We start from the raw sequence: 22,472 nt of genomic DNA, 5'->3' as shown, positions 1-22,472 counted from the left end.
TCAGATCCCCATCCGCATGATGTCCTGGTACGCGGTCAGCAGCTTGTTGCGCACCTGCAGCGTCGCTTCGAACGCGACGCCCGATTCCTGCCGCGCCAGCATGACCTTGGCCACGTCGGTCACTTCGCCCTTTTCATAGGCCTCGCTCAATGCATCGGCCTTGCCTTGCGTGGCCGAGACCTGTTCGAGCGCGGATTTGAGCGCGCCGGTGAACCCGCCTGCCGGGCTGGTGCCCTCGGTCTCCGCCGCGGCATCGCCGGGATTCCTGATCTGCTGGAGAAGCTGCGAGCGTTCGACGATCTGCTGGCGCAGGGCCATGATCTGCTGGACGCCGGTTGCGCCGCCGATGGCGCCGATGCCGCTCATCGCCGGCCTCCCGCAACGGCGCTGCCGGTGGCGATACCCGCCTCGCGGAAGCTGGCGAGACGATAGCGCAGCGTGCGCTCGGAAATGCCGAGCTGGCGCGCGGCGGCGACGCGGCTGCCGCCGCAGGCTTCGAGCGTGGCAAGGATCGCGCGCGCTTCGGACAGCTGGACGATGTTCGACAGCTTGCCGCCCGTCGCTTGTGTCGTGACCTCCCGCGCCGGGGCCTCGCCCGCCAGCCGCACCGTCTGGTCGAAGGCGATGTGTTCGGGGCCGATCTCGGCCGCATCGCCCGCCAGCAGCAGTGCGCGGCGGATCACGTTTTCCAGTTCGCGCACGTTGCCGGGCCAGGCATGGCAGGCCAGCACTGCCAGCGCGGCCTCGCTGATCCACGGCAGCACGCGGCCCGCGGGCACGTGGCGCAGCATCAGCGCGAAGGCCAGCGGGGCTATGTCCTCCACGCGCTCGCACAGCGGGCGCAGTGCGAGCGGGAACACGTTGAGCCGGTAGTAGAGGTCCGCGCGGAAGCGCCCCTCGGCAACTTCCAGCGGCAGGTCGCGGTTGGCGCAGGCGATCACGCGCACGTCGACCTTGACCGGGGTGGTCGCGCCGATCGGCACCACTTCGCTTTCCTGCAGCGCGCGCAGCAGCTTGGCCTGGAGCGACAGCGGCATTTCGGCGATTTCGTCGAGCAGCAGCGTACCGCCGTCGGCGGCGCGGAAGAAGCCTTCGCCTGCCGCATTGGCGCCGGTGAAGGCGCCCTTCTGGTGGCCGAACAGCATGGCTTCGAGCATGGTTTCGGGCATGGCCGCGCAGTTGATCGCGATGAACGGCTTGCCCGACCGGGGGGAGCGGTCGTGGATGAAGCGGCTCAACACTTCCTTGCCGGTGCCGGTCGGCCCGTTGATCAGCACCGGGATCTCGCTGACGGCGATTCGCTCGGCCAGCGCCAGCACCGAAAGGCTTTCGGGATCGGCGGCGATCGGCGTGCCGGGGCGCGCGGCGCAGGCCAGCAGCGCGGCCAGCGCGGTGGGCGATGCGCCATCGTTGTGGCGCAGCACTATCCGTTGCCCGCCCGCGAGCCGTGCGATTCCGCAGGAATCTGCGCGTTCGAGCACGACCTGCGCCCGGCGCGGGTCGGCCGGAACCCGGTCGGATATGTCGCGCAGCTCCACCTCGGCCCCGCCGAAGCTGGTCACCACGCCCGCCGCGCGTTGCGCCAGCGGAGCGTGGAGCCGGCCTGCGGCTTCCGAGATGTGCAATCGACCTGCTTCGCGACTCATTGGATGGACCCCCGTCTTAACCATGTCTTCCGAGCGGTCTTTTCGCGCGAAAACGTCAAACGGGCGGGAACTTTAAGGCGCGGGCTTTCCCTTAGTGTCAGCCCCAGGGGGCGGCAGTTTCCGGCAGGCGGCACCCTTAATCCCGGCAGCTTCTTGCCGGTCTTTGCCTCGACGGCCCAAACCCTCGACGGTGCATCCTCGACGGTCCGGCAGTCTTTCGGGAACGATCTCACTGGAGAGAAAACATGGCGGTTATCAACACCAACATCAGCGCCATCAAGGCTGCCAACGCTTCGAACTCGGCTTCGAAGATGGCCAGCACCGCGATGGAGCGCCTGTCGACCGGCAAGCGCATCAACGGCGCCAAGGACGACGCCGCGGGCCTGGCCATCAGCACCACGATGACGGCGCAGATCAAGGGCATGAGCCAGGGTGTGCGCAACGCCAACGACGGCATCTCGCTGGCGCAGACGGCGGAAGGCGCGCTCAACGAAGTGACCAACATGCTGCAGCGCGTGCGCGAGCTGTCGGTGCAGTCGAAGTCGGCCACCTACACCGACACCGACCGCGGCTACATGGACTCGGAAGTGCAGGAGCTTTCGACCCAGATCAACAACGTGCTGACCAACACCAAGTTCAACGGCAACGCCGTGTTCGGCACGGCGGATTCGACCGTGTCGATCCAGGTCGGCGCGGAAACGGGTGACACAGTGGACATCACCAGCAAGGGCATCGCTGCCGTGACGTTCGACGTGACGTCGGTTGCCGGCGCCACCACGGCGATCACCGATGCCGATACTTCGCTCGGTGAAGTCAACGCCGCGCGTGCTTCGTTCGGTGCGGGTCAGAACCGCCTCGAATCGGTGGTGAACAACCTCAACGACAACATCACCAACCTGTCCGACGCGCGTTCGCGCATCCAGGACACCGACTACTCGGCCGAAACCACCGCGATGGCCAAGGCGCAGATCCTGGCGCAGGCCTCGACCGCGATGATCGCGCAGGCCAACCAGAGCCAGCAGAACGTGCTGTCGCTGCTGCGCTAAGGCCACCTGCCACAATCGCCTGTCTCCACCAGGCGGCCCGGACCCGGCGATCCCCCCGATCGCCGGGTTTCGGGCTTGCTGCGTCTGGTGACAGGCCGCCCGATTCGCAGGGCGCGCGCCGATCCGGCCGCAGGCGGCGGTTTCCGGTACGGCAGGCGGCGGACCGATGGCACCGACCTATCCAAAAGTATGACAATCGATTTCCAAAATCGCGGAAATCTGCCGTTCCTGGCAGTGAGGTCCGTTTCGGACATTATTATGTTATTGTTTATGCAATGTTTTGATCGAATGCGGTGAGTAATCGGTAGGGCGATACGGTCATTGGCCATGCGTCCTTCCCACAACGAGAGACGGTCGCATGGCTTCGCATCAACGGGCGCGCAGGAATGAAACGAGCGCCCCCGCGCTCAAGGATCCAATGCTCAACGGTCCCACGCTCATCGGGTTGCCATCGCCCGTGCCGGCGGCGGCGAACGAAACCGCGCTGGAAATGGCGCGCAAGCTCTACCGCGACCGGCAGCGCCGCAGCCAGCACTTCGGCGCCGATCTGTTCGGCGAGCCGGCATGGGACATGCTGCTCGATCTCTACATCGCGGCCTGCGAAAAGCGGCAGGTCTCCACGACCAGCGCGTGCATCGGCGCGAACGTGCCGGTGGCCACCGGCCTGCGTTGGCTCCAGGTGCTCGAAACAAGGGGGCTCGTCAGTCGCAAGGCCGATGCCAGCGATGCACGCCGCGTGTGGATCGCGCTGACCCCCACCGCCCGGCGCGACATGAGCGCCTATTTCGCTGGCATGGCCAACCGTCCCGCAGATTAGGCGAGGGCGGGCACCGCCTGGCGGCTGCTCGGCAATTGCGGGGGCCGGAAGATCGCCTGTCGGACTGGCGCCATGCGTGAAGCAGCACGCCGGCGGCGATGTCGCTGTTGCACAGCGCCGGCATGCGTCGTCAGCGCGCCACGACGCCCTTTCCTCCCGCAACCGCGAGGGGCGGCGGCGTGCAAACAGCCAGGGGTCAGTTCAGCAGGAGGATCGACATCCGACGGTTGCGCGGGTCGGCAGGGTTGTCCTGCACCAGCGGTTCCTTGTCGGCCACGCCCTCGATGCGCTGGAAACGGGACTCCGCGATGCCGCTGCGCATCAGCGCCTGGCGCGTGGCTTCGGCACGCCCGGCCGAAAGCGACCAGTTGTTGGCCGCATCGCCCGGCTTCCATTGCAGCGAATCGGTGTGGCCGCGCACGGTCATGCCGGAGGGATCGGGTGCCAGCACCTGCCCGATCGCCATGACCAGTTCGAGCGCGTCGGGCGTCAGGATCGTGGTGCCGAGGCGGAACATCGAGAACTTGGCGTCGTCGACGAGATCGAGCCGGATACCTTCGGGTGTCATCGTCATGCGCACCTGGCGCGACAGCTTCTTGAGCTTTTCGCTGGCGGCCAGCTTCTGCTGCAATTTCTGTTGCAGGGCGGCGGTGCGCTTGACCTTGGACCCGCCATCCTTGGCCCCGCCGGTGGCGTCGCGCGGGATGGTCAGCGTCTTGGTGCCGGTCTGCCCGGCGCGATACTGGTAGGTGTCCGAATCGGTGAGCGAGGACCCTTGCAGCAGGCCATAGGAGCCCGCGCTGCCTTCCTTCATCTTGACCAGCGTCGGCGTGAAATAGTCGGCAATGCCCTTGCGCTGCTTTTCGGTCGTCGCGCCCAGCAGCCACATCAGCAGGAAGAACGCCATCATCGCGGTCACGAAGTCGGCATAGGCCACCTTCCATGCGCCGCCGTGATGGCCACCGGCCACGACGGTGATCTTCTTGACGATGATCGGCTTGGGCGGTTCCGCCTTGCCCTTGGGCGCTTTTGCCATGGGTTTGCCCGCCTCTTACCGGCCGCGCAGCGCGTCGAGCAGTTCGGACAGGCCGGGGCGGAAGGCATGGCCAAGGCCGGAGCGCGCCGATTCGACCACCAGCGGCTGCGGCCAGCCGTGCAGGCTTGCCACGATCACCTGCTTGACCGCCTGGAAGATCATCTCGTCCTGATCGAGCACCTGCTTGAGCCGGCCCGCCAGCGGCGCGACCATGCCATAGGCCAGCAGCACGCCCATGAAAGTGCCGACCAGCGCCGAGCCGATCATAGCGCCCAGGATCGAAGGCGGCTTGTCGATCGAGCCCATGGTCTTGACCACGCCCAGCACCGCCGCGACAATGCCGAGCGCGGGCAGGGCGTCGGCCAGACCCTGCAAGGCGTGGTGGGCTTCGCTTTCTTCATGGAAGTGGGTCTTCATCGCGTGGTCCATCACGTCTTCGACGGCGTGGACTTCCAGCGTGCCCGAAGACACCACGATCAGCGTCAGCGTGTCGCAGATCAGCGCGATCAGCGCCGAATTGCCCAGAAGGCGCGGATATTCGGCGAAGATCGGCGAGTTCTTGGGGTCGGTCACATGGCTTTCCAGCGCCACCGGGCCGTCCGAGCGCAGGATCTTCATCAGCTTGGTGCACAGCACGATCGCGTCGACGTGGTCCTGCTTGTTGTGCTTGGGGCCCTTGAACACCTTGCCGAACCCCGCGCCGATGCCCTTCAGCTCGTGCAGCGAATTGCCGGTGATCGTCGCGCCCAGCGCGGCACCGCCGATGATCAGCATTTCGTGCGGGATCGCCTCCATGACGGGGCCGAGCGCGCCGCCGGTGATGGCGAAGCCGCCGAAGACCATTGCCAGAAGAACAACGATGCCGATGCCTGCGTACATGGGTGGGGGAGCCCCTTGAATCGGTTACTTGAGAAGGTCGAACAGCGACAGGTTGGACAGCCGGGCAAAGCTCGCCTGGCTGGCCTGCAGCACTGTCGACAGCTCGCTCAGGCGCGTCAGCGCCGTGGTCAGGTCGGTCGCGCCCAACTGGGTCTGCTCTTCAGAACGCGCCTCGCCCATCACCTGCTGGCGCTGGGTGTTGAGGTCGATCCACGATAGCCGTGCGCCCAGCACGGTCTGCGCGGTGGTGATCGAATCCAGCCCGTCGTTCAGCGTTGTCAGCGCCGCGTTGGCCGCCGCCGCCGCGCCCGTGCCGCCCGCGCTCAGCGTATCGGCCAGCCCCTTGATCGTGCTGAACAGGTCCTTGGTCGCGCCGCCCGACTTGAAGGTCAGGAGCTCCGGCCCGGTAAAGCTGCGCGCCACCGATTGCCCGTCGCCCAGTTGCAGGATTCCGGCCGCGCCGGTGCCGATGTAGGTGCCATCGGCCTGGTAGGCATCGCCCGCCGTGTCCCCGCCGAATAGCGCGTGGCCCGCGCTGTCGCGCGTGTTGGCCAGCGAGACGAGGTTGCCGTGGATCTGCGACAGTTCGGTGCCGATCGACTTGCGCTGGCTGTCGGTCAGCGTTCCGCTGGCGGCCTGCGTCGCCAGTTCCTGCGCGCGGGTGATGAAGGTTGCAAACTCCGACAGCGCCGAATCGACGAGGTTGAGGTCGGACGTCGCGCGGTTGGCCGCCGCCGTATCGATCTGCGACAGCGCCTCGGTCCGCGCGAGGTTGCGCAGGCGCGATGCGGCAAGCGGATCGTCGGACGAGGCGGTCAGCTTCTCGCCCGAGCCTACCTGGCTCTGGATCTGCTCGGCCTGCGAGCGTAGCGACGAGAGGTCGAGCACGCTGCGATCGAAGAACGCGCTAGTGCTGGTGGCGAAGATCGTCATGGGCGGGCTACCTGATGTTCAGCAGGGTGTCGAAAAGGGTGGTAGCCACCTGCATGATCCGGCCCGAGGCCTGGAACGCCTGCTGGTAGCGCACGAGATTGGCGGCTTCGGTGTCCAGATCGACGCCCGACTGCGCGGCAAGCGCGGTGCTGGCCGAATCCGAAATGGTCTTGAGCGCGTCGCGCGTGATCTTGCGGCCGTTGACCGTGGCCGAAATGTCGAACAGCACCTGGTCCATCGCGATCGCCGGGTCCTTGGCGTTCAGCGCGCTTTGCAGGGCATCGAGGTTGGTCGTGTCGCGGCTGCCGGCCGCTGCTCCGGCGATGGCAGTGGCGATCTGCCGTCCGCTGGTCGCGGTCAGCGTCATCGTTGCGGCGGTCAGCCCGGCGGGATCGAAGATGTTTGCCCCGGCATTGCCATCCAGATCGCTGCCCGCCGTGTTGCCGGCGTTCACGGTGGTGACGATGTCCTTCACCAGCGCGTCGAGATCGTCGTGGATCTGCGCCAGCTTGGTCAGCGCCAGCGATTGCCCGGCGAGCGATCCACCCGACAGCGTCACGCTGGAGGTCGTCGGCGTGTTGGCCAGGCTGAAGCTGATCGCGCCGTTGCTGGCGGTCGTGCTGCTCAGCGCGTTTGCTGTGCCGCCGTCGACCAGCAGCGGGCCGCCCGTGCCGCCCAGCCGCACCTGCACGCTGCCGTCGTTGGCAAAGGTGGTGGCCACGTCGCCATACTGGCTGATCTGCTGCAACAGCGTGTCGCGCTGGTCGAGCAGCGTCGACTGGTCGCTGCTGGCATCCGCCGCGCGGCTCAACCGCAAGTTGGTGCGCGCCAGCTCGGTGGCGAGCCGGTTCACCTCGGTCACCCCTTGCGAGGCGGTGAAGCGCAGGCCGGTGCCGACCGCGTCGAGTTCCTGCGAGGCGATCTGGAAGGTGCCGGTCACGTTGCGCGCGGCCTCCAGCACCGAAGCGCGCAAGGATGTGTCGGTCGGGTTCTGGCGCAATTGCTGCAACGAACTGAGGAAGCCGGTGACGGCGGTATAGGCGTTCGAATTCTCGACCGCGGCCTCGATGCTTTCCAGCCCCTGCACTTCGGCGTCGGCGCGCGCGGTGTCGGCACCGGTGCGCCGCACCTCGGACTGGCGGAAGGCGTCGGCGTTGCGCTGGATCTGGCTGACGCGCACGCCCGACAGCGAGATGTCGCGCACCGTGCCCTGAAAGCCGGTGGACGAAAGCTCGGACAGCGAGACGCTGCGCCGCACGTATCCGTCGGTCGAGGCGTTGGCGATGTTCTGCGCGGTGACGTCGAGCGCGATGCGCGCGGCCTTGACGCCGCTGCGGCCGATCGAAAGCAGGTCGGACGACATGGGTTCAGCCCTCCGTCGCTGGCGGGGTGGGGGTGGATGCGGTCGGCGCGGCTGGCTTGGCCGCCAGGTCCAGCCCGCGTGCGAGCTGGGCTTCGATCTGGCGCGCAAGGCCGATGGTGCCACTGTGCGCGGCGATTTCGGCAAACCGCTCATCGCGCATCTGCGTGAAGGTATCGTCGCCGCTGCCTACGGGATTCCCCCCGAACAGGTCCTTTTCGCCGCCGAAGCTGCCCTTGCGCGCTGCGCTGAGGATGTGGCGCACGAACATCGCCTCGAACCCTTCGGCCGCCTTGCGCAGCTTCTGCCGTTCGGGCGAGGGCGCGGCGCCTGTTGCGGCGGCAATGGGCGAGGGCGCGCTCACAGTACTTCCATTTCGGCCTTGAGCGATCCCGCCTGCTTCAGCGCCTCCAGGATCGCGACGAGGTCCGATGGCGTGGTGCCCAGCTTGTTCAGCGCATCGACCAGCGAGGACAGCGACGCGCCCGGCTTGAACAGCGCCACGTGCGCTTCCTGTTCGCTGACCGAGATCTGGCTGTTGGGCGTCACCGTGGTCTGCCCGCGCGAGAACGGGCCGGGCTGCGAGACCTGCGGCTTTTCGTCGATCTTCACCACCAGCTTGCCGTGGCTGATCGCGGCGGGCGACAGGCGCACAGCGCTGTTGATCACGACCGTGCCGGTGCGGCTGTTGACGATGACCCGCGCGGCGGCTTCGGCGGGTGAGATGTCGATCATTTCGATCGCGGCCATCGTGCTGGCCCGCTTGTCGGCCCCTGCGGGCAGGCGCAGCGCCAGCGTGACCCCGTCCTCGACCGAGGCCGCGCCGGGATAGCGCAGGTTCACCGCGTCACGCACGCGCGCGGCGGTCAGGAAATCGGCCTGGAACAGGTTCCAGCGCAGCACTTCGCCCGAATCGAAGCCGGTGGCGACCGCGCGCTCCACGCTCGCGCCATCGGCGATACGGCCCACGGTCGGCACGTTGACGGTCAACTGCGAGCCGTCCTTGGCGGTGATGCCTAGGCCACCGACGGCGAGGTTGCCCTGCGCCATCGCGTAGATCTGCCCGTCCGCGCCATAAAGCGGGGCGAGGATCAGCGCGCCGCCGCGCAGGGACTTGGCCTTGCCGATGGTGCTGACGGTCACGTCGATGCGCTGGCCGGGCTTGGCAAAGGCGGGAAGGTCGGCGGTGATCAGCACGGCGGCGGCGTTCTTGAGGCCAGGCGAAACCCCCGCCGGAAGCTGCACGCCCAGACGGCCCGCCGTGCCGCGCATCGCCTGCGTCAGGTATTCGAGGTTGTCGTCACCCGTGCCGGGCAGGCCCACGACGATGCCATAGCCGGTCAGCTGGTTGCTCCGCACGCCCTGGAACGCGCCGAGGTCGCGCACGCGTTCGGCGTGGGCGACGGGGGCGGCGAGCGGCATGGCCAGGGCCATCAGACCGACGACAAGATAGAACAGGTGGCGCATCGTGTGGCTCTCCCGGCTCGTCAGAAGGGGCTGATCGCGTTGAAGAACTTGGACAGCCAGCCTTCGCGGCTGGCCCGGTTGATCGCGCCGTTGCCCGCATATTCGATCCGCGCGTCGGCCACCCGGCTCGACGGCACGGTGTTGTCGCCGTCGATGTCGCCAAGGCGCACGATGCCGGAGAACTGCACCCATTCGTTGCCCTGGCTCAGCAACATGCGCTTTTCCCCCCTGACAAGGGCCGTGCCATTGGCGCGGACTTCGGCGATGGTCACCGCGACCTGCCCGCCCAGCGAGCTGGTCTGTGTCGCGTTGCCCGTTCCGTTGAACGACGAACCGCCCGAGGCTTTAAGGGCGTCGGGATTGAGGAACGACAGCGGTCCGGCGCTGGGCGGAACCACGTTGAAGCTGCCGTTGCGCTGGGTCTTGGAACCGGCCGATTTCGAGGTGGTGAGTTGTTCAACCAGCACGATCGTCAGCGGATCGCCCACCGCATGGGCGCGGCGTCCTTCGACTAGCCCGGCATAGCCTGCCGCCACGTTGAAGATCGAACCGTTGGCCTGTGGCGCGATCGGGGCAGGCGGCGCGGCGGGTTCGAACCCCGGCGCGGGCTTGTTGGATCGCCCGTGCGCGGGCGGGGCAAGCAGCAGCGCGCCCGCCATGGCAAGGCCACCCAGCACCGCCAGCGCCACGCGCGAAAGGGGGGCGGGCCGGATCGGGCGTTCCCAGTCGATATGGTCGAAGGGGCTTTCCATCGTCACAGCGTCTGGTTCGCGTTCTTGAGCATCTCGTCGACGGCAGAGATCATCTTGGAATTGATCTCGTAGGCGCGCTGGCACTCGATCATGTCGACCAGCTCTTCGACCACGTTGACGTTGCTGGCTTCGAGATAGCCCTGCCGGATCTGGCCGCGCCCCGCATCGCCCGCGATGCCGATCTGCGCCGCCCCGCTCGCGGCGGTTTCCAGCAGCAGGTTGTCGCCGCGGTTCTGCAGGCCCGCCGGGTTGGTGAAACTGGCGATGGTGATCTGGCCCAGCTGCGTCGGATCGGTCGTGCCGGGAATGCTGGCCGAAACCGTGCCGTCGGTGCCGATGGTGATCGCCTGCGCGCCTTCGGGCACGGTGATCGGCGGTTGCAGCACATAGCCCTGGCTGGTCACGAGCTGCCCTTCGGAAGAGCGCGAGAAGTTGCCCGCGCGGGTATAGCCCAACTGGCCCCCCGGCAGCGCCACCTGGAAATAGCCGTCGCCATCGAGCGCGAGGTCGAGCGCGGTGCCGGTCTGCTGCATCGCGCCCTGCGTCTCGATGCGCGAGGTGCCCTGCACGCCGACGCCGGTGCCAAGGTTCAGCCCCGTGGCATAAGCCGTTTCGCCCGAGGACTGCTGCCCGGCGACGCGCGCGTCCTGATAGGCGAGCGTGGCGAAGTTGGCGCGGTCGCGCTTGAAGCCGGTTGTGCCGACGTTGGCCAGGTTGTTGGCGATCACGCGCATCCGCGTGTCCTGGGCCTCGAGCCCGGTGCGGGCGACGTGGAGGGCGGAAGAAGGCATCGGTTATCGCTCCGTCAGGTAAGGCGCATCAGGGAGGCACTGTTTTCGTCGACCTCCTTGGCGGTGGAGATGAGCTTGGTGCGCATGTCGAACAGGCGCTGGGCTTCGACCATTTCGACAAGGATCGCGGTGGGATCGACGTTGGATTGTTCGAGCGCGCCGATGTTGACTTTGGCGTCCTCGTCAGCGGGCAGAACGCCGCCACCCACCACGCGGAACAGTCCGTCGAGGCCCTTCTGGATCTGCGAGCCTTCGAAGCTCGCGATCTTGATCCGCGCCACCTGCTGCGGCGGCTGGTCGGGGGTGGCGGGGTCGGCGACCAGCACCGATCCGTCGGGCCCGATCGACACTTTCGATCCCGGCGGCACGGTCACTGGCCCGGCATCGCCCACCACGGGGCGCCCGTCGCCGTTCACCAGCACGCCGGTCGGGTCGATCGAAAGATCGCCGCGCCGGGTATAGGCCTCGCTGCCGTCCTCGGCCTGTACGCTGAGCATGGTCCTGCCCTGCAAGGCCACGTCGAGCGGGTTTCCGGTTTCGACCAGCGCGCCCTGCTTCATGCTGGCGCCGCGCACTTCGCCTTCGGTCATGGCGCGCGCTTCCAGGCTGGGGCCTTTCAGCGTCACCGGCAGGGCATTGAGCATTTCGGCGCGAAAGCCGGTGGTCTGCGCGTTCGCCATGTTGCTGGCGATCACGCGCTGGCGGACCATCGAGCCGCTCATGCCCGAATAGGCGGTGTAGATCAGACGATCCATCGGCTCAGGCCCTCAACCGTCAGGTGCGCAGGTTGATGATGGTCTGCGAAATCTGCGTCGCGGTATCGATCGCCTTGGCGTTGGCCTGGAAATCGCGCTGCGCGGTGATCAGGCCGACCAGTTCCTCGGCGATGTCCACGTTCGACCGTTCGAGCGTGCCCGACAGGATGGAGCCGTACTGGCCCGCGCCCGGCAGGCCATAGACGGCGGTGCCCGACGTGCCGGTCGAGGTCCAGTTGGACGATCCGACCTGCTTCAGCCCGTTGGGCGCGATGAACGAGGACACCGCGATCTTGCCGACGATCGCATTGCTGCCATCGGCATAGGACGCGGTGACGTCGCCGTTTTCGAGGATGGTCAGCCCGGCAAAGCCCGCGCCCGCGGTGTTGGTGGCCGGCACCGTGCAGTTGACCAGGTCGCTCGCGGCGTAACCGCCCGCGGGATTGGGGGTGGCGGTCATCGCGCCGGTGGCATCGACCGCGTAGACCTGCAGGATATTGCCCGAATCATCGACCACGTTGCCCGCGCCGTTCAGGCTGAACGCGCCGTTGCGGGTGTAATAGGTATCGCCCGTGATCGACGACTTGGTGGTGAAGAAGCCATCGCCGTTGACCATCAGGTCGAGCGCGGAGCCCGTCTGCTGCACCGCGCCTTGCGCGAAGTTCTGCGTGATCGACGTCAGCGTCGCGCCGATGCCCTGGATCAGCTTGGGATTGGTAAAGGCGCTGCCCGCGACGATGTCGGCGAATTCGGTGCGGCTCTTCTTGAAGCCCACGGTCTCGGCATTGGCGATGTTGTGGCTGATCACGTTGAGGTCGGTCTGCGCATTCTTCAGGCCGTTGAGCGAGGTGTAGAACGACATGGGGGGATGTCCTTTCGGGTCAGGCGAACTTGCTGTTCAGCGTCGCGAGCTGGTCGGAAATGGTCTTGAGCGTGGCCGCCATGTCGGTGGAGTTCGACAGCGTCGAAAACTGCGCGAGCTGAGCGACCATCTGGCTGTTGTCGACCGGCTGGGTCGGGTCCTGGTTCTTGAGCTGCGTGGTCAGCAGCTGCAGGAAATCGCCCGCACCCAGCGAGCCCCAGCCCGACTTGTCGGTGGCGGTCTTGGCGGTGGTCGCGGCGTTGGTGGCGGTGGCGGTGGTGTTGGTGACGGCAGTGGTCATCACTTCATCCTCATCGTTTCGAGCATCAGCTGCTTGGCGGTCTGCATGGCCTCGACCACGTTCTGGTACTGGCGGCTGCTTTCGAGCATCTCGACCATCTCGGCGTTCTCATCGACCGGGGCGGACCAGACATCGCCGTTGGCGTCGGCCAGCGGGTGATCGGGATTGTGGTCGCGGATCGGGGTCGCGTCGGTGCGGTAGACGCCATCGACCTTGACGGTGGAAAGCCCGGTCGCGTTGTCCAGCTGCTGGGCGAAGACCGCGCGCAAGGGGCGGTAGGCCTCCTGCTCGCTGCCCGCGACCGTGCCCGCATTGGCGAGGTTGGAGGCGGCGGCGTTCATCCGCACGAGTTGCGCCGACATCGCGCGGCCCGCCACGTCGAACAGCGTCATCGGGTTGGGAGAGACGGGGTTTGCCATCGTCAGTCGCCCTTGATCGCGCGGGTGATCGTTTCGACCCGGCCCTTGAGGAACGACAGCGTCGCCGAATAGCCGACCGCGTTTTCGGCAAAGGCGGTCTGCTCGGTCGCCATCTCGACGGTGTTGCCATCGAGGCTGGGCATGACCGGCACGCGGTAGCGGGTCGCACCGCCGATCGCCTTGTCCTCGCTCGCCCCACGCTCACGCGCGGCGAGCGCAGAGGCGAAGTCGATGTCCTTCGCCTTGTAGCCGGGGGTGCCGGCATTGGCGATGTTGGAGGCAAGCTGGCCCATGCGCTGCGAGCGCAATTCGAGGGCCATGCCGTGAATGCCGAAGAGAGTATCGCTCATCGTCTGAAACGCACTTTCCGGGTCGGGTTGAACGTGCCTCTGTTTCAGCAAGGGCCGTGCCAAGTGCGGCTAGGTGCCGTTCGGGTGCGTCTAGATGCCGTTCTGTCGGCCCTTTCCGGCAAGCTCTTGCCGTTTCCTGCAAAGTTTCGCCGCGCCCTGAAATCGCGGCCTGCGCCGCCGTTCTTCGTCAACGAGGAGAACTGACCGCGATGGACCTGACGCATCTGCTCAATGCATCGGCTGCGACCGTCGTGATTGGCGGCACGGTGCTGGCCACTGTCCTGCGCGCCGGGATAAGTGATTGCCGCATAACGTTTTCCGCGCTGGTCCGGCTGGCAAGGCCCGCGTTCCACGCCGAACGGGTCCGCGCCGATCTGGCGGGGCAGGTGGCGCAGATCCGCCAGGACGGCGTGCTGCGCGCGCGCTTCCGCCATACCGGCGACGCCGAATTCGACGAGGCGACCGACGCGCTGATCCGCACCCGTTCGCTGCCCGCGCTGATCGAACGCCACGAAGCGCACCGCCGCCGCCGCGCCGAAACCGCCGCCGCCGCCGCGCGCACGCTCTATCAAGCTGCTGATCTCGGGCCGGTTTTCGGGCTGGCGGGCACGCTCGTTTCGTTGAGCCAGCTGCCCGCCGAGGGGGTGGCGCGCGCGGCGTTGACGGGCGCGATCTCGATGGCGGTGCTGACCACGCTCTATGGCCTGCTCATGGCCAACCTGCTGTGCGCCCCGCTGGCCCGTGCGGTCGAGCGGCAGGCCGAGATGGAGGAGCGCGCGCGGCAGGAGGTTATCGACTGGCTGTCGTGGCAACTCGCGCCCGCGCTGCCGCTGCACGAGCCGGTGATGCCTGTCGTTGCGCGCGAAGTGGCCGAAAGGGCGGCATGAACGCGCGCGCCGCCACCAGCTGGCAGACGATCCTCGCCGATCTGGCGATGATCCTGTTCATGGTCACGGCGTCTGCTCTGTCCGATCCGGCGGCGATCCCGCCTCCACCAAAGCCCGCCCCGCCGACCCCGCCGCCCACGCCCCCGCAACTCGCCGCGTCGGTGCGGGCCGAGCCGGTGGGCGTCTGGCGCGAGGGGCCGGGCGGTCCTGCACTGGCAGAGTGGGTGGCGCAACAGGGGGCCGACCCGCGCTTGCGCGCAACGGTACTGGTGCGCGATAGCGGCGATGCCGTGCAAGCGCTCGACCATGCGGGGCGACTGGTCGCGGCGCTGGGCGCGCGCAAATCGGGCGCGCGGGTGGTGGTTGAGCCCGCCAACGGAGCGAACGGCGGCGCGACGGTGACGTTGGGCTACGATGCTGAAGCCGTGGCACGATGATTGCTTGAACAGGCCGGACGATCAACAGCTTGCCGAGACCGCCCGTGACCCGCCGCACCCATTTTGCCGCCGCCCTGTTTCTGCCGCTCGCCCTGCTGGCCCGCCCGGCAAGCGCGGCAGGCTTTGCCGATCCGGCCGAGATCGACCGCGCGGTGGCGCAGTTCACCGGCTTGCCGATCGGCGTGCCGGGCGGCGCGATGCTGCCGGTCGACCGCCGCCTGCGCCTTGCCCGCTGCGCCACGCCGCTGGCGCTCAGCTGGCGCGGCGGCGCACACGACAGCGTGCTGGTGCAATGTCCCGATGCGGGCGGGTGGCGGCTGTTCGTGGCCGTCGCGGGCCAGCAGGGGCAGGCCGATGCCGGTCCTGCGGTGGCACGCGGCGATGCCGTGACCATTGCCGCGACGGGCGAGGGCTTTTCGGTGTCGCAACCGGGTGAAGCGCTCGATGCCGGGCCGGTCGGCGCGTGGATCCGCGTGCGCACCGGGCCGAAGGCAGAGCCGATGCGCGCCCGGATCGTGCGCCCCGGCCTGGTCGAACTGCCGGTCGACTAGGGACTCTTGCCGCCAACGGCAAAAAATCGCCGCCGGCTCTTAAAGGCCTCCTGCTTCTGTCGTTCTGGGTGGTGTGAACACGCTGAGGAGCGGAACCATGCCACCCATTGAAATCGGCCCGTCGCGCCCGGTTGGCGCGGTGCAGGCCCGGACCATCGGCACCGAGGCCGTCCAGGCCAGTGCCATCAAGACCGCGACGCCCGCCAGCGCCGCACCGCAGGTCCAGACCAGCGATGCCGTCAAGGCCGGAGACGCCCCCGTCGACGCCGAGCGCGTCGCCACCATCCGCAAGGCCATCGAAGAAGGCAGCTACCCGGTGATCCCCACCAAGATCGCCGACGCCATGATCGCCGCCGGAATGCTGTTGAGGAACCCGCAGTAATGGCCATGTCGCTTGCCGCGCACCAGTTCGGCGCAGACCCGATCGCGCATCCGCTGGAACTTCGCGAGACGCTGCGGCAGATGCTTGCCGTGCTCGAGGACGAAAGGCACGCGCTTGCCGGCCTCGATGTGGACGCCATCATGGGCTGCGCGGTGGGCAAGGATATGCTGTGCGAGCGGCTCGACGGCGCAGCCGCCGAACTGGTCGATGCCGAATGCCGCGGAATGCTCGATGCCGCGCGCCGTCTGAACGAAGCGAACCGCCGCGTGCGCAACCTGATCGCGGCCAATGTCGCGCAGCGGCTCGATGCGATGACCGGCCAGCCCGCGCTCTATCGCGCCCATGCGGCGCCTGCACGGATCAGCCGCGCGCGATGATCGCGGCCGTTCGCGCAAGGCCCTGCGCGATTTGGCACGGGCCTTGCTGATCCCTTTTCGTGCGCCCCGACCGGGCGCGATGGAAAGGGAATTGCGTGAGTTCAGTCCAGTCCCTGCAGGGCGCAGGCAGGCCCGGCGAAGTCCATGCGGCGATCGCGCAGGCGGCAGAGGCCACCGGAGTCGATTTCGACTACCTGCTGGCTCAGGCCAAGCTCGAATCAGGCCTCGACCCTTCGGCCCGCGCGCGCACGTCCAGCGCCAGCGGGCTCTATCAGTTCACCGATGCGACATGGCTGCGCACGCTGGGCAACCACGGCGCCGAACACGGCATCGGCTGGGCGGCGGACGCGATCCAGAGCGGCGCGATGCGTAACCCGCAGGTCCGCTCGCAACTGATGGCGCTGCGCTATGACCCGCAGGTCTCCGCGCTGATGGCAGGGGAACTCGCCAACGACAACCGCGCCTATCTGGGCGGCACGCTGGGCCGCAATCCCGACAGCGCCGAACTGTACATGGCGCACTTCCTTGGCGCGGAAGGCGCATCGCGCTTCCTCTCGGCGCTCGATGCCGATCCTTCGCAAAGCGCCGCGGCGATCCTGCCCAAGGCGGCGGCGGCCAACCGTTCGATCTTCTTTGGCCCCGGCGGCGCGCGTAGCGTCGGCGAGGTGATGGGCCTAGTGCGCGGCCGGCTGGAAGCGGCCATGCCCGGAATCGGCGGCGGTGTCGGCGAAACCTTGCCGGGCGGCGGCGACATGCCGTTCGGCGAAGCGACTTTTGCCACCCGGCCCACGCTCAACTATCTGCCCGTGCCGCTCAACCGCACCGGGGCCGAAGCGCCGAGCTGGGGCGGCGACGTGGCGCGCGAATATCATGCGGTCGCCGCGGCCGCGCCCACCGGGCCGATGCGTGCGAGCATGGCCGAGACGCTGCGCGATACCTTCGGCATGGCCGAGGGCAGCGCCGGCGGACAAACCGTGCGCGCCGCCTATGGCCGCCTGCGTGCGTTCGGGCTCTGACGGATGCTGAAACGCTTCGGCTCCAGCCCCGGCGCACTTGCGCTGCCGGCGGGTATCCTGACGCTCATCGTGCTGATGATCGTGCCGATCCCGCCGTTCATGCTCGACGTGTTCTTCGTGGTGAACATCGCGCTGTCGGTGGCGATCCTGATGGCCGCGATGAACGCGGAAAAGCCACTCGATTTCTCCTCGTTCCCCAGCGTGCTGCTGTTCGCCACGCTGCTGCGCCTGTCGCTCAACGTCGCCTCCACCCGCGTCGTGCTGGTCAAGGGCCACGAAGGCGGCGCGGCGGCGGGCCACGTGATCGAAAGCTTCGGCGAATTCCTGATCGGCGGCAATTTCGCGGTCGGGCTGTTCGTCTTCCTGATCCTGATGATCATCAACATGGTCGTGGTGACCAAGGGTGCGGGCCGCGTTTCGGAAGTGTCCGCGCGTTTCACGCTCGATGCCTTGCCCGGCAAGCAGATGGCGATCGACGCCGATCTTGCGGCAGGGCTTTGCACGGCGGACGAAGCCAAGAGCCGCCGCCGCGAGGTGTCGACCGAGGCCGACTTCTACGGCTCGATGGACGGTGCCAGCAAGTTCGTGAAGGGCGATGCGGTCGCCGCGCTGCTGATCCTGGCGGTCAACATCCTCGCTGGCTTCTGCCTCGGCATGCTCAGCCACGGGCTGACCGCCGCCGAGTCCGCGCAGCGCTACATCACGCTGGCGGTGGGCGATGCGCTGGTGGCGCAAGTGCCGTCGCTGCTGCTGTCGATCGCGGCGGCGGTGATCGTCACCCGCGTTTCGGACACGCGCGACCTTGCGGGGCAGATCGGCGGGCAGTTCGCCAATCCGCGCACGTGGTTGCCGGTCGCGGTGATCCTTGGCGCGATCGGGGTGATCCCGGCGATGCCGCAGATGGTGTTCCTGCCCGCCGCCGGGCTGACCGGCTGGCTGTGGTGGAGCCTGAAGGAGCGGGCCAAGCGCCTTGCCATCGCGCCCGTTGCGGCCCCGCCGCCGCCGCCCGATCCCTCGCGCATCACGCTTGACGATGTCAGCGACCATACGCTCGTCACGATCGAGCTGGGCTATGGCCTTGTCCATCTGGTCGACGAACGGCGCGGATCGCCTTTGGTGGCGCGCGTGACCGGGGTGCGCAAGCAGCTCAGCCAGGCGTTCGGCTTCGTGGTGCCGCAGTTCCGCGTGCGCGATTCGCTGGAACTGCCGCCGGGCGAGTATCGCATCCTGCTTGGCGGGGTGCTGCTCGGCACGGCCGCGATCCGCGCCGACCGCGTGCTGGCGATCGATGCGGGCGAGGCGCGCGACGACCATGATCTGGCCGGCGAGCCGACCCGCGATCCCAGCTTCGGCTGCCCCGCGCTGTGGATCGAGCCCGCGCAGCGCGACCAGGCCATCGCCGAAGGTTTCCTGACCGTCGATTCGAGCACGGTCATCGCCACGCACCTCAACCAGTTGCTCGGCGAACGTCCGCACCTGCTGCTTGGGCCCGATGAAGTGCGCTCGATCGTGGACGGCGTGCGCGAGCGCGCATCGGGGCTGGTCGAGACGATCCACCCCAACCCGCTGTCGCTGGGCGCGTTGACGCGGCTGTTCCACGCCCTGCTCGAAGACGGGATCAGCGTGGCGCATCCACTGCCGATCCTGTCGGCGATCGGGCAGGCCGTGCAGCAGACCACCGAGCACGAGCGCATGATCGACATCGTGCGCGCCGAGCTGGGCGCGATGATCGTGTCGCGCATCTGCCCACCGACGCACCGCCTGCCGGTGCTGACGCTGGAAGCCGGGCTCGAACAGATGATCGTCAACGGGATGCACGATCCCGTGACCGGCCAGCCGGTGATCGAGCCCGACCTTGCCCGCGCCATTGGCGAGCGCGTGGCCGATATCTTGGCCGAACGTGGCCCTGCCGCGCCGCCGATGGCGCTGGTGGTGCAGCCGCGTGCGCGCCGGGCGCTGGCCGCCTTGCTGCGCCTGCGCGCGCCGGGTTGCCTCGTCATCTCGATTTCCGAACTGCCGCCGACCCAGCCGATCGAGGTCGTCTCGGTCATCGGCGAGGCCGCGCCGCCGCCTGCCCTTCCTGCGCCCACCGTTCAGGGACTTGCCGCATGAACTACGATCACCGCAGCTTTGCCGCCGCGCGCGCTTATCGCGACGATACGGCAGACCGCATCCGCCGCTTCCTGCCCATGGTTCGCCGCCTTGCCTGGCACGTCCACGGCTCGGGACGGGCGGGCATGGATCTCGACGATCTGATTCAGGCCGGCCTCGTCGCGCTGACCGAATGCGCGCAGAAGCATTCTGGCCCGACCGAGGACGGGTTTGCCGCCTATGCCAAGCTGCGCGTGCGCGGGGCGATGGTCGATCTGGTGCGCCGGGCGAATCCGCTGTCACGCTCGGCTTCGGACCGGCGGCGCACCTTGCGCGGCGCGACGACGGCGCTGCAGAATCGGCTGGGACGCGAGCCGACCGAGGAGGAGTTGGCGCAGGAATTGGGCGTCAGCCGCGCCGAGCTGGCCGATTTGCGCGCGGCGGCGGAGCCGGTGCGATTCGAGGCGATCGACGATGCCTATTCCGACAGCGACAGCGCCTTTGCCGATGATCGACCCGACAGCTTCGCCATGCTCGCCGATGCCGAGATGCGCGGGCAGGTGGCGTCCGCCATCGCCACGTTGCCCGACCGGTTGATGATGGTGATCCAGCTTTATTTCGTGGAAGAACTGAACCTTGCGGAGATCGCCGAGGTGCTGCAGGTCTCGGTTCCGCGCGTCCACCAGCTGAAGGCGCAGGCGCTCGACAAGCTGCGCGCCGCGTTGGGAGACGGCTTCGAGGTCCTTTGACAAGAGGCTGCTTTTAGCCGCTTGCGCGCACGCCCCTTTTCGGTTTAATCGGTTGATTAAACAATTCACGGAGAGGCAATATGGCGTTCAAGACCCGCATCACCGAAATGCTCGGCATCGAGCATCCGATCGTGCAGGGCGGCATGATGTGGGTCGGCACCGCCGATCTTGCTGCCGCCGTGTCGAATGCGGGTGGCCTTGGCATCATCACCGCGCTGACCCAGCCGACGCCAGACGCGCTGCGCGCCGAGATCGATCGCTGCCGCAGCATGACCGACAAGCCGTTCGGCGTGAACCTGACCATCCTGCCCTCGATCAACCCGCCGCCCTATGCCGAATATCGCCAGGCGATCATCGATTCGGGCATCAAGATCGTCGAGACCGCCGGCTACAAGCCGCAGGAGCATGTCGACCATTTCAAGAGCCACGGGATCAAGGTGATCCACAAGTGCACCGCGGTCCGTCACGCGCTGTCGGCGGAACGCATGGGTGTCGATGCGATCTCGATCGACGGCTTCGAATGCGCCGGGCACCCCGGTGAAGACGACATTCCCGGCCTGATCCTGATCCCGGCGGCTGCCGACAAGGTGAAGATCCCGATGCTGGCGAGCGGCGGCATCGGCGATGGCCGTGGCCTCGTCGCCGCGCTGGCGCTGGGGGCCGAAGGCATCAACATGGGCACGCGCTTCTGCGCGACGGTCGAAGCGCCGATCCATGAAGGCATCAAGCAGGCGATGGTCGACAACGATGAACGCTCGACCGAGCTGATGTTCCGTTCGTACAAGAACACCGCGCGCGTCGCGAAGAACAAGGTCGCCGTCGAAGCGGTGGCGATCGAGCGTTCGGGCGAGCCGTTCGAGAAGATCGCGCACCTCGTCAACGGCAAGCGCGGCAAGGAAGGGCTTGAGAACGGCGATCCCGATCACGGCATCTGGACCGCGGGCATGATCCAGGGCCTGATCCACGACATCCCCACCTGCCAGGTGCTGATCGACCGCATCATCAGCGACGCTGAAGCGATCGTGAAGCAGCGCCTCGCAGGCTTCCTCGCATGAAGATCGACGCTTCGACCGCCGCCGTCGTGACCGGCGGCGCTTCGGGCCTGGGCCGCGCCACGGCGGAGGCGCTGGCCGCCGCCGGGGTGAAGGTCGCGATCTTCGACCTCAACGAAGAACTCGGGCAGGAAGTCGCCGGCCAGATCGGCGGCCTGTTCTGCAAGGTCGACATCATGAGCGAGGATTCGGTCCTCGCCGGATTCGAGAAGGCGCGCGAGGCGCACGGACAAGAACGGATCACCGTTCACTGCGCCATGGCCAGCCGCAAGGGCAAGACCATCAGCCGCAACCGCGAGACGGGCGAGTTCACCCGCCTCTCGACCGAGGACTATGCCTTTGCCGCCGAAGGCATCCTGATCGCCAGCTACCGCGTCGCTTCGCTGTCGGCGCTGGGCATGGCCGGGCTGGAACCGCTGGAAGACGGCGAGCGCGGCGTGATCACGCTGACCGCTTCGGTAGCGGCGCAGGATGCGCAGATCGGGCAGGTGGCCTATGGTTCGCTCAAGGCGGGCGTGAACGGTCTCGTGCTGCCGATGGCGCGCGACCTGATGGACCTTGGCATTCGCGTGAATTCGATCATGCCCGGCATCTTCGAAACGCCGCTGCTGGGCCGCCTGCCGGAAAACGTGAAGGCCAGCCTCAACGCCTCGGTGCCGTTCCCCAAGCGCCTCGGCAAGCCGGGCGAATACGCCAGCCTTGCGCTGGAACTGGTGCGCAACACCTATTTCAACGGCCAGTGCATCCGCCTCGACGGCGCAATTCGCATGGCCCCGCGCTAAGATGTAACGGCGGGGTTGGCGACCACGATGGGATCGCCGACCCCGATCCGCTTGCCGTCGGTGACGATGATCCGGTCGCCGAGCTTCGTCACCGCGAACAGCTTCTTCGCGAAATCTTCGGGCACGCCGACGCAGCCGTTGGTGGCATAGCCCTTGCGCACGTTGGCGCCGTGGATCGACACGCCATCGTTGGTCATGCGCAGCATGTAGGGCATCGGCGCGTCGTAGATGTTCGAGACGTGGTCGGCGTCCTTCTCGATGATCGGGAACACGCCCAGCGGCGTCGGTTTTTCGCCATAGCCTTTCAGGATCGCGGTCGCGCCGATCTCGTGCCCGTTGCGGAATACCGACAGCGTGCGCGCGGCGAGATCCACGGTGATCACCGTCGGGCCGGGCTCACCCTTGCTTTCGTCCCAGTAAGACTGGCCGTACTTGATCGGTCCGTCGATCTTGAGGATCGACTTCACCACGAAGGGGCCTTCGGGGGTGGGCTTGGGCCTTACGCTGGCCGCGACGAGTGGCGGCGACGCGGCTTCTGCGAGGGGGGTGAATTTCTGGCGCAGCTTTGCGCTCGCCACGGTCACGACATCGCCACCGACCTGAAACGCCAGCAGCCCGCCCAGCACGAAGACGCCGCCCGCGATCGGCGCGGCGAGCGGGTTGCGGCGGAGGAAGGCAAGTAGCGCGGAAAGAGCCATGCCCATTCGATAGCACGGCTGGCAGGCGGCGCGGGA

Annotated in this window: 28 protein-coding genes; 12 read left to right on the top strand and 16 right to left on the bottom strand. The window is 67.6% G+C overall.

Annotated features, from left to right (window positions below; genetic code table 11):
• Both fliE and K3A84_RS11510 read right to left on the bottom strand, forming a co-directional pair.
• On the bottom strand, positions 1–366 hold the full coding sequence (gene fliE, locus K3A84_RS11515) for a flagellar hook-basal body complex protein FliE (protein WP_225009496.1): 366 nt from the start codon (positions 364–366) through the stop codon (positions 1–3).
• A complete protein-coding gene (locus K3A84_RS11510) occupies positions 363–1,646 on the bottom strand; it encodes a sigma-54 interaction domain-containing protein (protein ID WP_225009495.1) in 1,284 nt (427 codons plus the stop codon). Before K3A84_RS11510 ends, fliE begins: the two co-directional genes overlap by 4 nt.
• Before the next feature lie 245 nt (positions 1,647–1,891).
• On the opposite strand from K3A84_RS11510, the gene K3A84_RS11505 reads away from it, so the two are divergent.
• Both K3A84_RS11505 and K3A84_RS11500 read left to right on the top strand, forming a co-directional pair.
• On the top strand, positions 1,892–2,692 hold the full coding sequence (locus K3A84_RS11505) for a flagellin N-terminal helical domain-containing protein (RefSeq protein WP_225009494.1): 801 nt from the start codon (positions 1,892–1,894) through the stop codon (positions 2,690–2,692).
• Positions 2,693–3,110: 418 nt separating this feature from the next.
• Positions 3,111–3,509: a MarR family winged helix-turn-helix transcriptional regulator gene (locus tag K3A84_RS11500; RefSeq protein ID WP_225009493.1), complete on the top strand. Its 399-nt coding sequence runs from the start codon at positions 3,111–3,113 to the stop codon at positions 3,507–3,509.
• 196 nt (positions 3,510–3,705) lie between these two features.
• Here the strand turns inward: K3A84_RS11500 and K3A84_RS11495 are convergent, their stop codons facing one another.
• The 13 genes from K3A84_RS11495 to flgB are packed head-to-tail and all read right to left on the bottom strand — an operon-like array spanning position 3,706 to position 13,414.
• Positions 3,706–4,545, bottom strand: a complete 840-nt coding sequence (locus tag K3A84_RS11495; RefSeq protein WP_225009492.1) for a flagellar motor protein MotB — start codon at positions 4,543–4,545, stop codon at positions 3,706–3,708.
• Positions 4,546–4,560: 15 nt separating this feature from the next.
• Entirely contained in the window at positions 4,561–5,424 is an 864-nt protein-coding gene (motA, locus tag K3A84_RS11490; RefSeq protein ID WP_225009491.1) for a flagellar motor stator protein MotA, read from the bottom strand.
• Positions 5,425–5,448: 24 nt separating this feature from the next.
• Complete coding sequence (locus K3A84_RS11485) at positions 5,449–6,357, bottom strand: flagellin N-terminal helical domain-containing protein (protein WP_225009490.1); 909 nt, start codon at positions 6,355–6,357, stop codon at positions 5,449–5,451.
• Between the two features lie 7 nt (positions 6,358–6,364).
• Positions 6,365–7,720, bottom strand: a complete 1,356-nt coding sequence (flgK, locus tag K3A84_RS11480) for a flagellar hook-associated protein FlgK (protein WP_225009489.1) — start codon at positions 7,718–7,720, stop codon at positions 6,365–6,367.
• Positions 7,721–7,724: 4 nt separating this feature from the next.
• Positions 7,725–8,081: a rod-binding protein gene (locus K3A84_RS11475; protein WP_225009488.1), complete on the bottom strand. Its 357-nt coding sequence runs from the start codon at positions 8,079–8,081 to the stop codon at positions 7,725–7,727.
• Positions 8,078–9,184 (bottom strand): flagellar basal body P-ring protein FlgI, encoded by a 1,107-nt coding sequence (locus K3A84_RS11470; RefSeq protein WP_404823146.1) that lies wholly within the window; start codon positions 9,182–9,184, stop codon positions 8,078–8,080. The genes K3A84_RS11475 and K3A84_RS11470 overlap by 4 nt, the downstream gene beginning before the upstream one ends.
• 20 nt (positions 9,185–9,204) lie before the next feature.
• Positions 9,205–9,936, bottom strand: a complete 732-nt coding sequence (locus K3A84_RS11465; protein ID WP_225009487.1) for a flagellar basal body L-ring protein FlgH — start codon at positions 9,934–9,936, stop codon at positions 9,205–9,207.
• A 2-nt stretch (positions 9,937–9,938) separates the two neighbouring features.
• The gene (gene flgG / locus K3A84_RS11460) at positions 9,939–10,727 is read right to left on the bottom strand and encodes a flagellar basal-body rod protein FlgG (protein WP_225009486.1); all 789 of its coding nucleotides are present in this window, start codon (positions 10,725–10,727) and stop codon (positions 9,939–9,941) included.
• Positions 10,728–10,741: 14 nt separating this feature from the next.
• Positions 10,742–11,482: a flagellar basal body rod protein FlgF gene (locus tag K3A84_RS11455; RefSeq protein ID WP_225009485.1), complete on the bottom strand. Its 741-nt coding sequence runs from the start codon at positions 11,480–11,482 to the stop codon at positions 10,742–10,744.
• 19 nt (positions 11,483–11,501) lie between these two features.
• The gene (locus K3A84_RS11450; RefSeq protein ID WP_225009484.1) at positions 11,502–12,344 is read right to left on the bottom strand and encodes a flagellar hook-basal body complex protein; all 843 of its coding nucleotides are present in this window, start codon (positions 12,342–12,344) and stop codon (positions 11,502–11,504) included.
• Positions 12,345–12,363: 19 nt separating this feature from the next.
• Entirely contained in the window at positions 12,364–12,645 is a 282-nt protein-coding gene (locus tag K3A84_RS11445) for a flagellar hook assembly protein FlgD (protein ID WP_225009483.1), read from the bottom strand.
• Positions 12,645–13,037, bottom strand: a complete 393-nt coding sequence (gene flgC, locus K3A84_RS11440; RefSeq protein WP_225009860.1) for a flagellar basal body rod protein FlgC — start codon at positions 13,035–13,037, stop codon at positions 12,645–12,647. Before flgC ends, K3A84_RS11445 begins: the two co-directional genes overlap by 1 nt.
• 29 nt (positions 13,038–13,066) lie before the next feature.
• Positions 13,067–13,414, bottom strand: coding sequence for a flagellar basal body rod protein FlgB (flgB, locus tag K3A84_RS11435; protein WP_225009482.1), 348 nt, complete (start codon positions 13,412–13,414; stop codon positions 13,067–13,069).
• A 209-nt stretch (positions 13,415–13,623) separates the two neighbouring features.
• Between flgB and K3A84_RS11430 the strand changes: the two genes are divergently transcribed.
• From K3A84_RS11430 to K3A84_RS11385, 10 genes are all read left to right on the top strand, one after another.
• Positions 13,624–14,301, top strand: a complete 678-nt coding sequence (locus K3A84_RS11430; RefSeq protein WP_225009481.1) for a MotA/TolQ/ExbB proton channel family protein — start codon at positions 13,624–13,626, stop codon at positions 14,299–14,301.
• Positions 14,298–14,738 (top strand): hypothetical protein, encoded by a 441-nt coding sequence (locus K3A84_RS11425; RefSeq protein WP_225009480.1) that lies wholly within the window; start codon positions 14,298–14,300, stop codon positions 14,736–14,738. Before K3A84_RS11430 ends, K3A84_RS11425 begins: the two co-directional genes overlap by 4 nt.
• A gap of 44 nt (positions 14,739–14,782) precedes the next feature.
• Entirely contained in the window at positions 14,783–15,289 is a 507-nt protein-coding gene (locus K3A84_RS11420) for a flagella basal body P-ring formation protein FlgA (RefSeq protein WP_225009479.1), read from the top strand.
• A gap of 97 nt (positions 15,290–15,386) precedes the next feature.
• The gene (gene flgM, locus K3A84_RS11415; RefSeq protein ID WP_225009478.1) at positions 15,387–15,671 is read left to right on the top strand and encodes a flagellar biosynthesis anti-sigma factor FlgM; all 285 of its coding nucleotides are present in this window, start codon (positions 15,387–15,389) and stop codon (positions 15,669–15,671) included.
• A complete protein-coding gene (locus K3A84_RS11410; protein ID WP_318248300.1) occupies positions 15,671–16,048 on the top strand; it encodes a flagellar protein FlgN in 378 nt (125 codons plus the stop codon). The genes flgM and K3A84_RS11410 overlap by 1 nt, the downstream gene beginning before the upstream one ends.
• A 95-nt stretch (positions 16,049–16,143) precedes the next feature.
• The gene (locus K3A84_RS11405; protein WP_225009477.1) at positions 16,144–17,064 is read left to right on the top strand and encodes a lysozyme family protein; all 921 of its coding nucleotides are present in this window, start codon (positions 16,144–16,146) and stop codon (positions 17,062–17,064) included.
• 3 nt (positions 17,065–17,067) lie between these two features.
• Entirely contained in the window at positions 17,068–19,176 is a 2,109-nt protein-coding gene (locus K3A84_RS11400) for a flagellar biosynthesis protein FlhA (RefSeq protein ID WP_225009476.1), read from the top strand.
• Positions 19,173–19,904, top strand: a complete 732-nt coding sequence (locus K3A84_RS11395) for a sigma-70 family RNA polymerase sigma factor (RefSeq protein ID WP_225009475.1) — start codon at positions 19,173–19,175, stop codon at positions 19,902–19,904. The genes K3A84_RS11400 and K3A84_RS11395 overlap by 4 nt, the downstream gene beginning before the upstream one ends.
• A gap of 80 nt (positions 19,905–19,984) precedes the next feature.
• Positions 19,985–20,959 carry an NAD(P)H-dependent flavin oxidoreductase gene (locus K3A84_RS11390; RefSeq protein WP_225009474.1) on the top strand — a complete coding sequence of 325 codons (975 nt, stop codon included), beginning with the start codon at positions 19,985–19,987 and terminating at the stop codon, positions 20,957–20,959.
• Positions 20,956–21,738 (top strand): SDR family oxidoreductase, encoded by a 783-nt coding sequence (locus tag K3A84_RS11385; protein ID WP_225009473.1) that lies wholly within the window; start codon positions 20,956–20,958, stop codon positions 21,736–21,738. The genes K3A84_RS11390 and K3A84_RS11385 overlap by 4 nt, the downstream gene beginning before the upstream one ends.
• Here K3A84_RS11385 and K3A84_RS11380 read toward each other — a convergent pair.
• A complete protein-coding gene (locus K3A84_RS11380) occupies positions 21,735–22,436 on the bottom strand; it encodes a L,D-transpeptidase family protein (protein ID WP_225009472.1) in 702 nt (233 codons plus the stop codon). The genes K3A84_RS11385 and K3A84_RS11380 overlap by 4 nt on opposite strands.
• Positions 22,437–22,472: the final 36 nt, after the last annotated feature.

Origin of the sequence: Novosphingobium percolationis (assembly GCF_020179425.1) — a bacterium.
GTDB lineage: Bacteria > Pseudomonadota > Alphaproteobacteria > Sphingomonadales > Sphingomonadaceae > Novosphingobium > Novosphingobium percolationis.
Note: the sequence above shows the minus strand (reverse complement) of the source record. Positions and strands in the feature narration are given on the sequence as shown.

Bases quoted from the DNA above. Each gene is read 5' to 3' on its own strand.
- fliE (WP_225009496.1), bottom strand. From the start codon at position 366: ATGAGCGGCATCGGCGCCATCGGCGGCGCAACCGGCGTCCAGCAGATC.
- K3A84_RS11510 (WP_225009495.1), bottom strand. From the start codon at position 1,646: ATGAGTCGCGAAGCAGGTCGATTGCACATCTCGGAAGCCGCAGGCCGG.
- K3A84_RS11505 (WP_225009494.1), top strand. From the start codon at position 1,892: ATGGCGGTTATCAACACCAACATCAGCGCCATCAAGGCTGCCAACGCT.
- K3A84_RS11500 (WP_225009493.1), top strand. From the start codon at position 3,111: ATGCTCAACGGTCCCACGCTCATCGGGTTGCCATCGCCCGTGCCGGCG.
- K3A84_RS11495 (WP_225009492.1), bottom strand. From the start codon at position 4,545: ATGGCAAAAGCGCCCAAGGGCAAGGCGGAACCGCCCAAGCCGATCATC.
- motA (WP_225009491.1), bottom strand. From the start codon at position 5,424: ATGTACGCAGGCATCGGCATCGTTGTTCTTCTGGCAATGGTCTTCGGC.
- K3A84_RS11485 (WP_225009490.1), bottom strand. From the start codon at position 6,357: ATGACGATCTTCGCCACCAGCACTAGCGCGTTCTTCGATCGCAGCGTG.
- flgK (WP_225009489.1), bottom strand. From the start codon at position 7,720: ATGTCGTCCGACCTGCTTTCGATCGGCCGCAGCGGCGTCAAGGCCGCG.
- K3A84_RS11470 (WP_404823146.1), bottom strand. From the start codon at position 9,184: ATGCGCCACCTGTTCTATCTTGTCGTCGGTCTGATGGCCCTGGCCATG.
- K3A84_RS11465 (WP_225009487.1), bottom strand. From the start codon at position 9,936: ATGGAAAGCCCCTTCGACCATATCGACTGGGAACGCCCGATCCGGCCC.
- flgG (WP_225009486.1), bottom strand. From the start codon at position 10,727: ATGCCTTCTTCCGCCCTCCACGTCGCCCGCACCGGGCTCGAGGCCCAG.
- K3A84_RS11455 (WP_225009485.1), bottom strand. From the start codon at position 11,482: ATGGATCGTCTGATCTACACCGCCTATTCGGGCATGAGCGGCTCGATG.
- K3A84_RS11450 (WP_225009484.1), bottom strand. From the start codon at position 12,344: ATGTCGTTCTACACCTCGCTCAACGGCCTGAAGAATGCGCAGACCGAC.
- K3A84_RS11445 (WP_225009483.1), bottom strand. From the start codon at position 12,645: ATGACCACTGCCGTCACCAACACCACCGCCACCGCCACCAACGCCGCG.
- flgC (WP_225009860.1), bottom strand. From the start codon at position 13,037: ATGACGCTGTTCGACGTGGCGGGCCGCGCGATGTCGGCGCAACTCGTG.
- flgB (WP_225009482.1), bottom strand. From the start codon at position 13,414: ATGAGCGATACTCTCTTCGGCATTCACGGCATGGCCCTCGAATTGCGC.
- K3A84_RS11430 (WP_225009481.1), top strand. From the start codon at position 13,624: ATGGACCTGACGCATCTGCTCAATGCATCGGCTGCGACCGTCGTGATT.
- K3A84_RS11425 (WP_225009480.1), top strand. From the start codon at position 14,298: ATGAACGCGCGCGCCGCCACCAGCTGGCAGACGATCCTCGCCGATCTG.
- flgM (WP_225009478.1), top strand. From the start codon at position 15,387: ATGCCACCCATTGAAATCGGCCCGTCGCGCCCGGTTGGCGCGGTGCAG.
- K3A84_RS11410 (WP_318248300.1), top strand. From the start codon at position 15,671: ATGGCCATGTCGCTTGCCGCGCACCAGTTCGGCGCAGACCCGATCGCG.
- K3A84_RS11400 (WP_225009476.1), top strand. From the start codon at position 17,068: ATGCTGAAACGCTTCGGCTCCAGCCCCGGCGCACTTGCGCTGCCGGCG.
- K3A84_RS11395 (WP_225009475.1), top strand. From the start codon at position 19,173: ATGAACTACGATCACCGCAGCTTTGCCGCCGCGCGCGCTTATCGCGAC.
- K3A84_RS11390 (WP_225009474.1), top strand. From the start codon at position 19,985: ATGGCGTTCAAGACCCGCATCACCGAAATGCTCGGCATCGAGCATCCG.
- K3A84_RS11385 (WP_225009473.1), top strand. From the start codon at position 20,956: ATGAAGATCGACGCTTCGACCGCCGCCGTCGTGACCGGCGGCGCTTCG.
- K3A84_RS11380 (WP_225009472.1), bottom strand. From the start codon at position 22,436: ATGGCTCTTTCCGCGCTACTTGCCTTCCTCCGCCGCAACCCGCTCGCC.